This is a genomic window from Streptomyces sp. NPDC002574 (genome assembly GCF_042889545.1).
In the GTDB taxonomy this organism is placed as follows: domain Bacteria; phylum Actinomycetota; class Actinomycetes; order Streptomycetales; family Streptomycetaceae; genus Actinacidiphila.
Genome location: NZ_JBIARB010000001.1, coordinates 430,825 through 444,558, shown reverse-complemented (window position 1 = coordinate 444,558; position 13,734 = coordinate 430,825). Strand labels below are relative to the sequence as shown.

Annotated in this window: 13 protein-coding genes and 1 pseudogene; 9 read left to right on the top strand and 5 right to left on the bottom strand. The window is 73.5% G+C overall.

The window, feature by feature from the left end; translation table 11 throughout:
- Window positions 1-81: 81 nt before the first annotated feature.
- On the top strand, window positions 82-567 hold the full coding sequence (locus tag ACFYXS_RS02115; protein ID WP_389242788.1) for a ribose-5-phosphate isomerase: 486 nt from the start codon (window positions 82-84) through the stop codon (window positions 565-567).
- Between the two features lie 7 nt (window positions 568-574).
- Window positions 575-1,387, top strand: a complete 813-nt coding sequence (locus ACFYXS_RS02110; protein ID WP_389242786.1) for an Fpg/Nei family DNA glycosylase — start codon at window positions 575-577, stop codon at window positions 1,385-1,387.
- Window positions 1,388-1,684: 297 nt separating this feature from the next.
- Here ACFYXS_RS02110 and ACFYXS_RS02105 read toward each other — a convergent pair whose 3' ends face one another.
- Window positions 1,685-2,914 (bottom strand): GNAT family N-acetyltransferase, encoded by a 1,230-nt coding sequence (locus tag ACFYXS_RS02105; RefSeq protein WP_389242784.1) that lies wholly within the window; start codon window positions 2,912-2,914, stop codon window positions 1,685-1,687.
- A 127-nt stretch (window positions 2,915-3,041) separates the two neighbouring features.
- Between ACFYXS_RS02105 and ACFYXS_RS02100 the strand changes: the two genes are divergently transcribed.
- The gene (locus tag ACFYXS_RS02100) at window positions 3,042-4,184 is read left to right on the top strand and encodes a PP2C family protein-serine/threonine phosphatase (RefSeq protein WP_389242782.1); all 1,143 of its coding nucleotides are present in this window, start codon (window positions 3,042-3,044) and stop codon (window positions 4,182-4,184) included.
- On the opposite strand, the gene ACFYXS_RS02095 is transcribed toward ACFYXS_RS02100, so the two are convergent.
- Complete coding sequence (locus ACFYXS_RS02095; RefSeq protein ID WP_389242780.1) at window positions 4,165-5,349, bottom strand: acyltransferase family protein; 1,185 nt, start codon at window positions 5,347-5,349, stop codon at window positions 4,165-4,167. The two genes, ACFYXS_RS02100 and ACFYXS_RS02095, sit on opposite strands and share 20 nt — an antisense overlap.
- A 463-nt stretch (window positions 5,350-5,812) precedes the next feature.
- Between ACFYXS_RS02095 and ACFYXS_RS02090 the strand changes: the two genes are divergently transcribed.
- On the top strand, window positions 5,813-6,007 hold the full coding sequence (locus ACFYXS_RS02090) for a hypothetical protein (RefSeq protein ID WP_319661351.1): 195 nt from the start codon (window positions 5,813-5,815) through the stop codon (window positions 6,005-6,007).
- A gap of 54 nt (window positions 6,008-6,061) precedes the next feature.
- On the opposite strand, the gene ACFYXS_RS02085 is transcribed toward ACFYXS_RS02090, so the two are convergent.
- Complete coding sequence (locus tag ACFYXS_RS02085; RefSeq protein WP_389242778.1) at window positions 6,062-7,066, bottom strand: asparaginase; 1,005 nt, start codon at window positions 7,064-7,066, stop codon at window positions 6,062-6,064.
- 116 nt (window positions 7,067-7,182) lie between these two features.
- Here ACFYXS_RS02085 and ACFYXS_RS02080 point away from each other — a divergent pair, with 116 nt between their 5' ends.
- Window positions 7,183-7,632 carry an Lrp/AsnC family transcriptional regulator gene (locus ACFYXS_RS02080; protein WP_389242776.1) on the top strand — a complete coding sequence of 150 codons (450 nt, stop codon included), beginning with the start codon at window positions 7,183-7,185 and terminating at the stop codon, window positions 7,630-7,632.
- A gap of 42 nt (window positions 7,633-7,674) precedes the next feature.
- Here the strand turns inward: ACFYXS_RS02080 and ACFYXS_RS02075 are convergent, their stop codons facing one another.
- Window positions 7,675-8,136, bottom strand: a complete 462-nt coding sequence (locus ACFYXS_RS02075; protein WP_389242774.1) for an SseB family protein — start codon at window positions 8,134-8,136, stop codon at window positions 7,675-7,677.
- 228 nt (window positions 8,137-8,364) lie between these two features.
- Between ACFYXS_RS02075 and ACFYXS_RS02070 the strand changes: the two are divergent.
- The 4 genes and pseudogenes from ACFYXS_RS02070 to ACFYXS_RS02055 all read left to right on the top strand — a co-directional run bounded on the left by ACFYXS_RS02070 (window position 8,365) and on the right by ACFYXS_RS02055 (window position 12,710).
- Window positions 8,365-8,963, top strand: a pseudogene (locus ACFYXS_RS02070) (HdeD family acid-resistance protein).
- A gap of 53 nt (window positions 8,964-9,016) precedes the next feature.
- Window positions 9,017-9,877: an alpha/beta fold hydrolase gene (locus tag ACFYXS_RS02065; protein WP_389242772.1), complete on the top strand. Its 861-nt coding sequence runs from the start codon at window positions 9,017-9,019 to the stop codon at window positions 9,875-9,877.
- A 105-nt stretch (window positions 9,878-9,982) separates the two neighbouring features.
- Entirely contained in the window at window positions 9,983-11,926 is a 1,944-nt protein-coding gene (locus tag ACFYXS_RS02060; protein ID WP_389242770.1) for a hypothetical protein, read from the top strand.
- A gap of 202 nt (window positions 11,927-12,128) precedes the next feature.
- Window positions 12,129-12,710, top strand: coding sequence for a hypothetical protein (locus ACFYXS_RS02055; RefSeq protein WP_389242768.1), 582 nt, complete (start codon window positions 12,129-12,131; stop codon window positions 12,708-12,710).
- Window positions 12,711-12,831: 121 nt separating this feature from the next.
- Here the strand turns inward: ACFYXS_RS02055 and ACFYXS_RS02050 are convergent, their stop codons facing one another.
- Window positions 12,832-13,653, bottom strand: a complete 822-nt coding sequence (locus tag ACFYXS_RS02050) for an SDR family NAD(P)-dependent oxidoreductase (RefSeq protein WP_389242766.1) — start codon at window positions 13,651-13,653, stop codon at window positions 12,832-12,834.
- Window positions 13,654-13,734 lie beyond the last annotated feature (81 nt).

The window sequence follows — 13,734 nt, the reverse complement described above, 5'->3', positions numbered from 1 at the left end:
ACACCGCACGCCGTCTTCACCCCCCTCACTCGGAGCACCCGGGTCGCCACCCTCAGGGGCTGCCGTGCCACACTCGACGCTATGCGCGTGTACCTCGGCTCCGACCATGCCGGCTTTGAACTGAAGAACCACCTCGTCGAGTGGCTCAAGGCCCACGGCCACGAGCCCGTCGACTGCGGACCGCACGTCTACGACGCCCTGGACGACTACCCGCCGTTCTGCCTGCGCGCCGCAGAGGGCGCCGCCGCCGACCCCGAGGCCCGCGGCATCGTCATCGGCGGCTCCGGCAACGGCGAGGCCATCGCGGCCAACAAGGTCAAGGGCGTGCGCGCCGTGCTCGCATGGAGCGAGGAGACCGCCACCCTGGGCCGCGAGCACAACGACGCCAACGTCATCAGCGTCGGCGCCCGCATGCACTCCCAGGAGGACGCGACGCGGTTCGTCGAGGTTTTCCTGAACACCCCGTACTCGGGTGAGGAGCGGCACTCCCGCCGCATCGGCATGCTCACCGCCTACGAGGCCACCGGCGAACTGCCGCCCGTCCCGGCCGACCCCCGGGAGGGCTGATCCGGGCATGCCCGAAGGGCATACGATCCACCGCCTCGCCGCGGACCACGAGGAGCGCTTCGGCGGCCGCGTGGTCCGCGCGAGCAGTCCGCAGGGCAAGTTCTCCGACGGCGCCGCGCTCCTGGACGGCCAGGTGCTGCAGGGCGCGGAGGCCCACGGCAAGCACCTGTTCCTGGGCTTCGGGCCCCTGGGGTGGGTCCACGTACACCTCGGCCTGTACGGCAAGTGCGGCTTCGGCGCCGGACCGGGCGGCACGCCCGTCGGCCAGGTCCGGCTCCGGCTGGCCACCGGTGACGACCACATGGACCTGCGCGGCCCCACGGCCTGCGAGCTGATCACGGACGGGGAGAAGCAGGCGATCCACGACCGCCTCGGCCCCGATCCGCTGCGCAGCGCCGACACCGGCGACCTCGCGTGGTCGCGCATAGCGCGCAGCCGCACCAGCGTCGCCGCCCTGCTCATGGACCAGAAGGTCGTCGCGGGCGTCGGCAACGTCTACCGCGCCGAGGTCCTCTTCCGGCACGGCATCGACCCCTACACCGCGGGCCGCGACCTGGGCCCCGCCCGGTGGCGGGCGGTCTGGGACGACCTGGTGGCCCTCATGCGCGAGGGCGTGCGCAACAACCGGATCGACACCGTCCGGCCCGAGCACACGCCGGAGGCCATGGGCCGCCCGCCGCGCGTCGACGACCACGGCGGCGAGGTCTACGTCTACCGCCGCGCCGCCATGCCCTGCCTCGTCTGCGGCACCGAGGTCCGCACCGCCGCCCTCGCGGCGCGGAACCTGTTCTGGTGCCCGGGCTGTCAGCCCGCTTCCTGAGCCCTGCTCGGGCGGTGGCGAGGTGTTGCCCCGGTTGCGCCGGGTGGGGCTCCCGCGCCGCTGGGGCGAGGGCACCGAGGTCCGCACCGCCGCCCTCGCGGCGCGGAACCTGTTCTGGTGCCCGGGTTGTCAGCCGGTTTCCTGAGCCCTGCTCGGGCGGTGGCGAGGTGTTGCCCTGGGTGCGCCGGGTGGGGCTCCCGCGTCGCCGGGGCGAGGGCACCGAGGTCCGCACCGCCGCCCTCGCGGCGCGGAACCTGTTCTGGTGCCCGGGTTGTCAGCCGGCTTCCTGAGCCCTGTTCAGAAGCCGTGCGGCAGCCACGGCGCGATGTCGCTGCCGAAGGCGACCGAGGCCTCCTTCAGTGCTCCGCGGCGCAGTTCCCGTACGCGGCCCGCGCGCTCCAGCGCGGTGAGGGAGGTGCCGCCGAGGTAGGCCGCGCCCAGCTCCCGAGCGGACAGCGCGAGGTCCGCCGGGTCGGTCGTGCGCTCGCACGAGGCGCCCTTGGCGTCGCCGCAGAGCCGCCACCGGCCCTCGTTCCAGGGGCAGAAGGGGTCGGTGACCTCCAGCACGACGTCCACCGGCGCGGTGTACGTACGGGCGGCGAGGGCGGCGCCCACCTCGACCGGGCGCAGCAGCATGCCCTCCTTGAAGCGCACGCCGCAGCGGCGTACGTCGTCCACCATGTGCAGGATCGCGTCGTCGGCCGGGCGGTTGCGGGAGGTCACCCGGCAGGTCAGGTCGATGCCGAACAGGTAGCGCCACAGCGCGCCGCGCGCAGCCGGGTCCAGCGCCTCCAGGTCGCGCAGCACGACCGTGCCGTCGGGGCCGTGGGCGTTCCAGGAGCTCTTGACCGCGTAGCGCACGTAGCCGACCACCTCGCCGTCCCGTTCGGCGAGCACGCACTGCAGCTTCGAGGCCCCGTCGCGGTGCGCCTCCGGGTCCAGCACCCCCTTGCGCTCCCACCCGGGCCGCCGCTCCAGCATGCCCGGGCGGCCCGGGACCAGCCGTGCGTAGACCGCTTCGCACGCCGGCACCGACGCCTCGGGGTCCGCGAAGCGCAGCCGTACGTCATCGGCGCCGTCGGGCACCGTCAGGCCCGCGCGCACGGTGTCGATGTCCACGATCATCTGGTCGGTGGCCACCGCGTAGCCGAAACGGCCGTAAATCGCCGGTTCTGAGGCGGTCAGCACCGCAAGCGGCTCGCCGAGCGCGCGCACCTCGTCCAGTTGCCGCCGCATCATGGCGGTCAGCACCCCGCGGCGCCGGTGCGTCGCGGCGACGCTCACCATCGTCACGCCCGCCGCGGGCACCACAGCGCCGCCCGGCACCGCCGGCCGGAAGGAGAAGGCCCCTGCCGTTCCGACGATCTCGTCGCCGTCCCAGGCGGCCAGCGACCGCCCGGTCTCCGTCACCGAGCGGTCGAACTCCCGCTCCTCCGCCGGCCAGGCCGCGGTGCCGAAGGCCCGCTCCAGCGTGCCGAACCACGTGTCCCACTGCTCGGGTTCCAGAACCCGCAAGTCCACCGTCATGACTCCTGCCTACCAGCGGCCTCCCGTACCGGCGAGCGATTTTCGCCGTCCGCCGCCGGGGGCGGCGAACCGCCGGGGGGACCTGCGCTGCGGAGAACGGGTGACAGTGGATAGGGTCGCCGGGAACATGGCACAACGCCCGGTAGGAGACGGCTTGAGGGCCAGGTGGGGGAGGACGGCCCACCGGGCTCGCGTCGGCCTGCGCAAATCCGCGGTCGACTACTTCCGGGGCGACGCCGCGGACTGGCTGGCCCTGGTCGTCCTGCTGCTCTGCGTCCCCGTGATCGCGTGGGGCACCGTGCTGTCCCCGCAGTGGTGCCCGCCGACCACGCTCGTGCTCCCCGTCCTCCTCGGCGGGCTGCTGCTGCGGCCGTCGAGCCTGCTGCTGCTGTACGGCAGCTCGGCCGTGGCGCTGGTCGTGGAGTCGGCGGTGCTGGGCCCGTACCGGGACGGCGTGGGCCGGGTCACCCCCGGCACCGTGCTGGTCGTGGCGGCGGTCGCGCTCGCCGGGCTGGTCGTCGCCCAGTTCCGCGCCCGGGTCGGCGTGCCCTGGATGCGCGGCGGCACCATGCTCTTCGACCTGCGTGAGCGCATCCGGGTGCAGAGCAGGATCCCCCGGCTGCCGGACGGCTGGCACGCGGAGATGGCGCTGCGCCCGGCCGGCGGCCAGTCGTTCTCCGGCGACTTCGTGGTGGCCACCCGCACCACCGGCGGGCGGATCCTGGAGGCCGTCCTCACCGACGTCTCCGGCAAGGGTATGGACGCCGGTTCACGGGCCCTGCTGCTGTCCGGCGCCTTCGGCGGCCTGCTGGGCTCGCTCCCGCCGCACGCCTTCCTCACCGCCGCCAACGGCTATCTGCTGCGGCAGAACTGGGACGAGGGCTTCGCCACCTCCGTCCACCTGGTGCTGGACCTGGAGACCGGCGACTACGAACTGCTCTCCGCGGGGCACCTGCCCGGCATGCAGCTCAGCGCCGGCACCGGCCGCTGGGAGGAGAAGGCGGCCGAGGGCCCCCTGCTGGGCGTCTACGACGGTGCGGAGTTCCACGGTGTGAAGGGCACGCTGCGCTCCGGCGACGTCCTGCTGCTGTTCACCGACGGCCTGGTGGAGGCCGCCGGCCGCGATCTCGCCGAGGGCATCGACCGGCTCATCGGCGAGGCCGACCGCTATGTCGCGCACGGCTTCCGGGGCTCGGCCTGGCAGTTGATCGAGGCGGTCGCCAAGGACGTCAACGACGACCGCGCCCTGCTCATCGTGTGCCGGGACTGACCGGTTCGGTACGGCGGAACGCCCAGGCCATCCTGGGCTGCACCGCGAAGCGGAACACCCTCTGCACCGGCGGGGTGCACAGCACGGTGACCACGGCGCCCGCGATCAGGGTGAAGGCCACCCTGCCCGGTGGGGTGTGCACCCAGGGGCGGTCGAACCAGCCCAGGGACAGAGCGGTCTTCACGACGAAGCCGTGCAGCAGGTAGCCGTAGAGCGTCCCCGCCCCCAGGGCGGTGAACCAGGTCCGCCGGCGCGGCACCCACGCGAAGAAGCACGCGGTCAGCAGCAGCGAGCCGGCGAAGAGGGCGACGGTCGTCACCACACCGGTCCACCAGGGCAGCCCCAACCGGGCGGTGGACGCCTGGTGGTAGAGCCACGTCGGCGTCGACGCGGGCGCCGCCCAGTAGGCGGCGGCCAGCGCCGCGGCGAAGACCAGTGCCGTCGGCAGGCGCATCCGGCGGCCCCGCAGGACGTGGAACCACTCCGGCTTCGCGCACAGGCCCACCACGAAGAACGGCAGGAACTGCAGGACCCGCGGGAGGTCCAGCGTGCCCTCGATGCCGGCCGAGGTCGTGGCGACCGCGGCGATCACCAGCGCCACCGCGACGGGCTGCCGGACGATCCGCCAGATCGGGCTGGTCAGCCGCCAGATGAACAGGGCGATCAGGAACCAGGTCAGGTACCACGGGTCGAAGACGCTGATCGGCTGCGACGGGTCGTGCTCCGCCCAGCGCCTGAAGAGGCCGTACGCCGTCTCGAACAGCACGTACGGCACGAGGACTCCGGTGACCAGGCGCCGCACCCGGTCCGGGCGGGCGTCGAAGTTCCGGGAGAAGTAGCCGGAGATGACGATGAACGCCGGCATGTGGAAGGCGTACACGACCAGGTACAGCGCGAGGGTGGCGCGGCTGCCCGTGGTGAGCGGTCCCCAGGTGTGACCCATCGCGACCAGAACGATGGCGAGGTACTTGGCGTTGTCGAAGAACGGGTCGCGACCGCCCGCCGAACCGGGCCCGCCCGCCGCGGAGTCGGGCGCGGAGTCGGGTGTCCCGCGCGGAGCGGGGGACGGCTCCCTGCGCGCCGGAGGGCGCGCGGACCGCGCCGGCGGGGATGTGCCGTCGATGCTCTGCGGGGGCAGGGTGTCCGTCTGCGGGGGCTGGAACATTCGAGGCACCATAGCGAGCTGAACCCTGTCGAGTAAATTCTTGCTGGAATGCGGATGACACCTCGGCTACCCCGGGGTTGACATCTCATTCCCCTGTCGCATTCATCCGCTCATGTCCGGTCATGAAACGGTTGAACAGGACGAAAGGCCGGCATCAGGAGTCGGTGGCGGCCCTTTGCGCAACAACTGGATGTGCACGCCAACGGTTTGACGGGAATGCATTCCGAACTCGGCGCGCAATGCGGGGATTCGCCTCGTCGGAGGCGGTCGGGACGCGGTCCCGAGGTGGCCCTCCGGCGGGCACCGTGCCCGGCGTCACAGGTGTGCGTGCCCGGTCTGCGGGGAAGGTGAGCCCTGCGGGGTCTCGGTGTCGGCGGCAGGTGGCACGATGGACGTCGCGGGGGCGCGGCAGGCCGCTGTTCCCCCGGAACGATGAGGCGTCAGACCGAGGATGTGATCCCCAGTGGCCATCTCCCTGTCCGTGGTGCTCTTGTTGGCGATCATCATGGTCGTGCTCATCAGGGGCAAAACACTCAAAGTCGGACCGGCGATCGTTGCCGCGCTCTTCGGCTTCTTCCTGGCTTCCACGGGCATGGCGCCCGCGATCAACAAGTTCCTGGACTCGCTGGCGGACACCATCAACCAGATCAACCTCTGATGGTGCGGACCGAACGGCCCCTGGTGGGCGGTGGGACGGGGCGCTGACGCGGACTCAGGCGACCGCGGGCGTACGCTCCTGGGCGGTCCCGACGATGCGCCGCAGCGCCTCGGTGCGCTCCGCGGGGTCCGGCGTCGAGAGCAGCGCGGCGAGCACGGCGATCCTGGCCTGCCCCGCGCGCAGCGTGCCGGCCAGCACGGCGCCGGCCGCCGCGAGGTCCACGGCACCCCCGCCCGTGTACATCGGCGCCACCGGGCCCGCCGCGACCCGGGTGCTCACGGCGACCAGGACGCCCGCGTCCACCGCCCGGCGCACGGCCCCGGTGAACTCAGGGGTGGCGTTGCCCGCGCCGGTGCCCACCAGCACGATGCCCTTGGCCCCGGCCGCCAGCGCGGCGTCGAAGAGCACCGGGTCGGCGTCGACGTGATGCATCACCACGTCGACGCGCGGCGCCGTCGCCCCGGTGTCCGGCAGCGGCAGCGCGGCCGCCCGCGGGCGCGGCCTGCCCCACGCGATCTCGCCGAACTTCACCCGCCCCAGCGGCCGTCCCGACGGGTCGGCGAAGGCCTGCACGTGCAGCGTGTGCGCCTTGACGGTGCCGCGGGCGGCGTGCACGAAGCCGCCGAAGGTGATGACCACGCCGATGTCCTCGGCGGTCGCGGCGGTCAGCAGGGCGTCGTACAGATTGCCCGCGGCGTCGCCGTCGGTGGAGTCCAGGGGCAGCTGGGCGCCGGTGAACACCACCGGTCGCCGGTCGTCGTGGTGGAGGTCCAGCAGAAAGGCGGACTCCTCCATGGTGTCGGTGCCGTGCGTGATCACGATGCCGTCCACGGCCGGGTCGGCCAGCACCTCGTGCACCGTGTGCAGCAGGCGCATCTGGTGGGCGCTGGTCAGCCGGGAGCTGTTCACCGTGAACAGGTCCCGGACGGTGACCTCGACGTCCTCGGGGACCGCGCCCGCCGACAGCACCTCGCGGCCGGCGGCCTCGGCCGCGTAACCGACCCCCTGCCACCGGCTGGCGATCGTGCCGCCGGTGCCGATCACGACGATGTGCTTCACGTGTCCCTCGCTCGCGTGTGCGCCCATTCCTCCGCCGCAAGGATATGCGCAAGGAGCGGGCACGCGATTGCGAATCAGCCCGCGTAGACCGCGTGATCGTGGTAGGAATCGCCGATATGGACGCCATTGACAGAAGTATCTTGCGTGAACTCCAGGCGGACGGCCGGCTCACCAACCAGGAGCTCGCCGCCCGCGTCGGACTGACCCCCTCGCCCTGCCTGCGCCGGGTGCGCCAGCTGGAGGAGGGCGGCGTGATCCAGAGCTACCGCGCCGTGGTCGACCCGGCCGCAGTGGGCCGCGGCTTCGAGGTCTTCGCCTCCGTCGAGGTGCGCAGGGACCGCGAGTCCGTCGAGTCGTTCGAGGCCCAGGTCCGGTCCACTCCGGACATCGTGGAGGCGTACCGGCTCTACGGCGCGCCGGGCTGCCTGCTGCGCATCGCCGTGAACGACAGCGACGCCTACGAGCGCTTCTGGACCGAGAAGCTGATCTCGCTGCCGGGAGTGAGCGAGGTCAACTCGCAGATGATCATGAAGCGGATCAAGGGACCGCAGGGCGTACCGGTCTGACAGCGGCGGCGCCGGCGCGCCGGTGCGGGGGAGGTCCCCCGCTCAGCCGAGCGGCGTCTGCCCGGACTCCCCGGCGTCCCGTCCCCGCGCACCGGCCCCCTCGGCGGCCTCGGCGAAGACCGGCAGCGCCCGCACCAGGTCCGGGGGCAGGGCCAGTCCCTCCTCGGTGGACGGGTCGACCGCCAGCCACAGGTCGTCGGTCGGCCAGTTCGCGGCCAGTTCGGCGACGGGGATGCGCACCGCGGTCGCCGGGTCCCCGCCGGCCGCCACGAGTGTCTCCTCGGCCGTGAACACGGGGATGTACTGGGTGCCGTCCTGTTCGATCACCGGCAGCGAGACGGCCCCCTCGGGGCGCGGATCCTCGCCGTCGGCCGGAGGCACCTGCGGCAGCAGGGCCGTCCTGCACGCCAGGTCGGCCAGTACGGCCTCGGTGTCGGCGATCTCCGCCGCGGTCGCCGCGTCCTCGGGCCGGGCCGCGTTCTCGTGCGGTGTCGGGGCGTTCATGAAGTCTCCTCTTGCCGGGCGATCGTGTTCGGACGGTCCGCAAGGCGGCCCTCCGCACGCCGCGCCACGTCGGCGGGGTCCAGTCGTACTCCCGGCGCCTGCCCGGGCGCCCGCCGCATAAGCGGCCCATCACCGACAATCTGGACGGCTGGCGGGCGTGCCCGGGGCGACGCACGATGAACGGGCTCTCCAGCAAGGTCCTCGGTCCGTCCGCGAAAGGCGGGTGTCATGACCACCTACCCCTCCGCCGGAATGCCGGCGGGACTTCTCGGCGCCCTCTCCAAACGGGGCCGGCAGGTCCTCCTGACCGCCGGAGTCGCTGCGATCGCCCTCGGCGTCTGCGTCCTGGCATGGCCCGGCGAGACACTGCTCGTGGTCGGTGTGCTCTTCGGCGTCTACCTGCTGATCAGCGGCGTCCTCCAGCCGGCCGGCGCCTTCGGCCCGCACGTGCCGGGCAGCCTGCGCGTACTGAACTTCGTCACCGGCGCCCTGAGCATCCTGCTCGGCCTGATCTGCTTCCGCGGGGCGGCGCAGTCCCTGCTCCTGCTCGCCCTGCGGATCGGCTTCGGCTGGCTGCTGCGCGGCATCATGCTGATCGCCGCGGCGATCTCCACCGAAGGCCTGCCCGCCCGCGGCCGGCAGATCTTCTCCTGGCGGGCATCGTCCTGATCGTCTCGCCCTTCGGCTCCCTCGCGACGCTCACCCTGGTCTCCGGGGTGTGGCTGGTCGTGCTCGGCGTCGCCGAGGTCGTCCACGCCTTCCACATCCGCACCCTTGCGGCCCACCGCCCGCCCCACCTCCCGGCGGCCCACCAGCCGGTCGCCTGAGCGGCGCGGCCGAACGCCGCACGGCTGTCAGTGGCGGTTCCTAGACTCGGCGCATGGTCACCGAAGCGGACACCGAACTGCGCGACGGACGAACCCTTCACTTCTACGACACCGGACCGGCGGCGGGCGGCGACGACCTCCCCGTCGTCTGGCTGCACGGCACGCCCAATGTGGGGGAGCCGCCGCAACCCCTCTTCGAGGCCGCGCGGAAACGCGGCATCCGCTGGTTCTCCTACGACCGGCCCGGATACGGCGGCTCCACCCCGCACCCCGGGCGGGACATCGCGGCCGCCGCGGCGGACGTCGCCGCCGTCGCCGACGCCCTCGGTATCGGGCGCTTCGCCGTGCTCGGCCACTCCGGCGGAGGCCCGCACGCCCTCGCGTGCGCCGCGCTGCTCCCGGACCGCGTGGTGGCGACGGTCGGCGGCTCCGGGCTCGCCCCGTACGGCGCCGAGGGGCTCGACTGGTTCGCCGGCATGTGCCCGTCGAGCCTGGCCGAGCTGAGGGCCTCCGTCGCGGGCCGCGCCCCGCTGGAGGAGTACCTGGCAGGCAGCGACTACGACCCGGAGATGTTCACCCCCGCCGACCACGCCGCGCTGGCCGCCGAGTGGGGCTGGCTCGCCTCGGTCGCCGGCCGGGCCCTCCAGGGCGAACCCGACGGCATGATCGACGACAACCTCGCCTATGTCACCCCGTGGGGCTTCGACCCGGCCGCCGTCCGCACGCCCGTCCTCCTCCTGCACGGCGGCCACGACCGCATGGTCCCGGCCGGCCACGCCGCCTGGCTCGCCCGGCACATGCCGACCGCCGAACTCCGCGTCCTCCCGGACGAGGGCCATGTCTCGGTCCTCACCGCCGCCCCCGAGGTCCTCGACTGGCTCGTCGCCCGCGCGCCGGGCCGAACGCCGTGGTGACGCGCACCGGTTGACCGCCGGCGGACCGCCGGGGCGCATGGCGGATTGTCGATCTCCCGTGGCGGGAAACATGCGTCCGGGGAGAGTGTGACGGGGGGATGTGCCATGGGGATGGGATCCGCCGCGCCCGGCGCGGCCGATGACGGCGGTTTCTGGGACGGCTTCTGGCAGCAGTCGGGCGGCACCGCCGTGTGGGTGCTGGGCATCTTCGCGGTCATCATGGTCGTGGTCGCCGTGCGCCTGGGATCCGGGCTGTTACTGCGGCACCGCAGCAACCGCCTGCTGCCGGTGGTGGTGTCCGAGGACCGCGGCCTTCTCGGCGGCCAGGCCAACGGCCACCGGGGCAACGGCGGCGGGCACGGCGCGGCGGATCCCGCGCACGGCCGTGGCCACGACCAGGAGTCCGCGCGCACCAGGGAACTGGCCGCCTACGTCACGGAGCACATGGCCGCCGACGCGCTCGGCCCGCGCGTCCTGACCCCCGGCAGCGGCACCCCCACCGGCCCCGACCCGGCGCCGGAGACGACGTCCTCCCCGCACGGCTGGGTGGACGTGATGAAGCGCCTCGCCCTGTTCCGCCCGCGGGCGTACCACGTGATGCTGCACTGCCTGTCGGCCGACGACAAACCGCCCCGCTTCTCGGTCCGCGTCCTCTACATGCCCAAGAACACCGTGGTGGCCGCCACCATCATGGAGGGCGAGGACATCGGACCCGACGCCACGGACGAGGAGGTCCGGCGGCGCGACCGGCGGCTGTACGAGCGGATCGCCTGCTACTGCACGGTGAAGATCCTCGGCGACCCGCGCTCGCAGGACCGCATCCCCCGCTGGGAGAACTGGGGCGACGACTACGACTCGTACCGCTTCCACCGCATGGGGGTCCGGGCGCAGGAGGAGGCACTGGCCGCGAAGAAGCGCGGCGACCCCGCCCAGGAGCGCGCCCACTACCGGCACGCACTGCGGCACTACAAGGAGGCCGCCGCGCTGGTCCCGGGGAACCTCACCGTCCGGCTCCACCAGGCCGGAGTCCTGGAGCTCATGGGCCAGGACGGGGGCGCGGAGGAGCCCGCCGCCCACATCCAGCACGCCATCGAGATCTACGAGGACTGCATCCAGCTGTGGCCGGAGCATGTCGAGACCGCCTACCGGCTGTCCATCGCCTGCGCCGAGCAGAACCGCGCACGGGCGGGCGGCAACCACCGGCCGGAGGACTACGAGCGCGACTCCCGGGAGCACCTGCGGCTGCTCCTGAACCGCCTGTCCTGGTCGGCCATGGTCCGCCGCTACGCCCGCACTTGGCTCTTCGGCCGCCGCAACCTCGGTGAACGCCGCTACTGGCGCCAGTGGTTCGCCATGGAACGGCCCCGCCCGGCACTGCGCACCCGCCGCCGTTCCTTCCTCGCGGCCGTGCGCATCGCCCAGGCGGCCGAGGAACTGCGGATGGACCGCCAGCCGGATCCCGACCGGCTGCGCGAGGCGTTCGTCACGGTGGCCGGCGAGGTGACGGGCGGCGTGTGGGCGCGCTGGGGCCGGCTGTGGGGCGGACCCGACTGGGGGATACGCCGCATGCTCCACGCGGACCACCGGCGTGGCGCCGGGCACGCGGGCGACGGTGCCCCCGCGCCGGGAACGTGGCGGCGGCGCGGGCCGCAGGTCCGTACCCACGCCGAGGCGCTGATCGCCGGCCCCGCGCCGGGGCACCGCGTGCCCAACCGCGCCTCCGCGGGATACCTCGTCTACTACAACGCGGCGTGCTTCCTGAGCCTCGCCCTGAACGTGGTACCCCCCGCGGGGTCGATGACCTGGTCCGGCGACGAATGGCGCGAGGACTGCGCCCGCGCGGCCGTCGCCCAGCTCAACAGCAGCCTCCGCGTCACCCGCAGCCAGTTCTCCGCGGCCTGGGCCGAACGCGACACCGACCTGCGCCCGTTGTTCACCGGCCGGCTCCGCGACGACCCGCCGGCCGCCGGACCCGAAGTCGCCGCGCCGCGCTGGGGCCGCATCGGGCGCAACTGGGCCGGATTCGCCGGGATCCACGTCGCGGACTGAGGGGGCGGTCCAGCTCACCGAGCGGATGGCGCCGCCGTCGACGCGGAGCGCGGCGGCGCTGACGTGGTCGGCGTACCGACCGGCGAGGGGGACGACCGCGCCCGCGAACTCCTCGGGACGGCCGAAGCGCCCGGCAACCACGGCGACTTGCGAGGTGCACCCCCTGGACCCGGATCACGGCGAACACCTGTCGTCCTGAGCCGTGGACGGATGGAGATCGTTGGGGCTGGAGCGGGGCCGCCTCGTGCACTTCCTCCTCGCGTGTGCGCTGTGCGTCGTCGCGCTGCTGCTCACCGCGGCGACCTGGCTGCCGGGCCCGCACCTCGTGCCCCACGCCGTCGCGATGGTTCTCCTCCTGCTCGTGTTCCCGGTCTGCGGCACCGCATTTGTCCGTGCCCTGTCCTCCGGCGGCGCCGCGCAGCTCCTCGGCCGGGAGAACGCGGGCCGGATCTTCTGGTTCCTGTGGGACCTGCCCGCACGCCTGAAGTGGTTCTACGGCGCGGTGTTCGCCCTGTGCCTGCTGGGAATCGCCGGGGGAGGCGGCCAGGACGTCCGGACGGACGGGCACGGCGTCCACTACGTCACCGAGAAGGACGGCACGGACCCGCACGGTCGGCGCGTCGTTCTGACCGACGCCGAGTACGACAGGGCCGGCAGGGCCGAGTCCCGCCCCTTCACCACCGGGGCCGCGATCTTCTTCGCCTTCAGCAGCGTGACCGTCCTGGTGGAGGCGTCGTCCCGGCCCCTCACGTGCGCGCGGACGGATCGGGAACAGCCGCGGTGATCCGGGGCGGCCCGCACCGGGCCGCCCCCGCAACGAAGCCGGGCGTGCCGGCGCGCGCGGACGGCGGGGACGTCTCCCGACGCCGCCGTCCGAGCGCACGCGCCGACTCCGCGCGGAGGGCTCAGGCCGGTCGCGTGGCGGAGATGCCGCCGTCCACGGGGAGCGTGATGCCGTGGACCATGGCCGCGTCGTCGCTGACGAGGTACAGGACGCCCTTGGCGATGTCGTCCGGCCGGACGACGACACCCGCCGGGGTGGCGGCGGTCATCGCGTCGAGCTCCGCACGCGCCGCCTCGTTGCCCGGTGTGAGGGTCGCCCCGGGCGCGACGGTGTTCACCCGCACGCCGCGCGGCCCGTACTCCGCGGCCCAACTGCGGGTCAGCTGCTCGTCGGCCGCCTTGGTCGCGGTGTACATCGCCGCGTAGGGGCTGCCCACCCTGGCCATCCAGGAGCCGATGTTGACGATCACGCCACTGCCCCGTTCGGCCATCGCCGGTGCGATCGCGGCGACCAGGACGTGGGGGGCGCGGACGTTGACCGCGAGCATCGCGTCGAGGTCCGCGTCCGGCAGGTCCTCGGTCGATGTCGCCGGGTAGACGCCCGCGTTGTTGACCAGGATGTCGACGCGTCCGCCGAGAGCGTCCGCGGCCCGCGCGGCGAAGGCCCGCAACTGCTCGGAACCGCCGCCCAGGTCGGCCACGACGAAGTCGGCGCGCCCGCCCGCCTGCCGGATGTCCTCGACGACCTGGTTCCCGCGGGCTGCCTCCCTCCCGCTGACGACGACGTGCGCGCCCTCGCCGGCCAGGGTGCGGGCGATCGCCGCGCCGATCCCGCTGGTCGATCCGGTGACGACGGCGGTACGGCCGGCCAGCCCGGAGCCGGGAGCGGCGGGCGTGCTGTGGTGCGGGGGAAGAGGACTCGTGGGAAGAGAAGAAGTAGTCATGGGTCCCGTTGTAGGACGCCTCACCGGCATCGGGCCAGGTCAGGACGAACCTGGGCACGCCATGACCACCCAGGGCGCCGG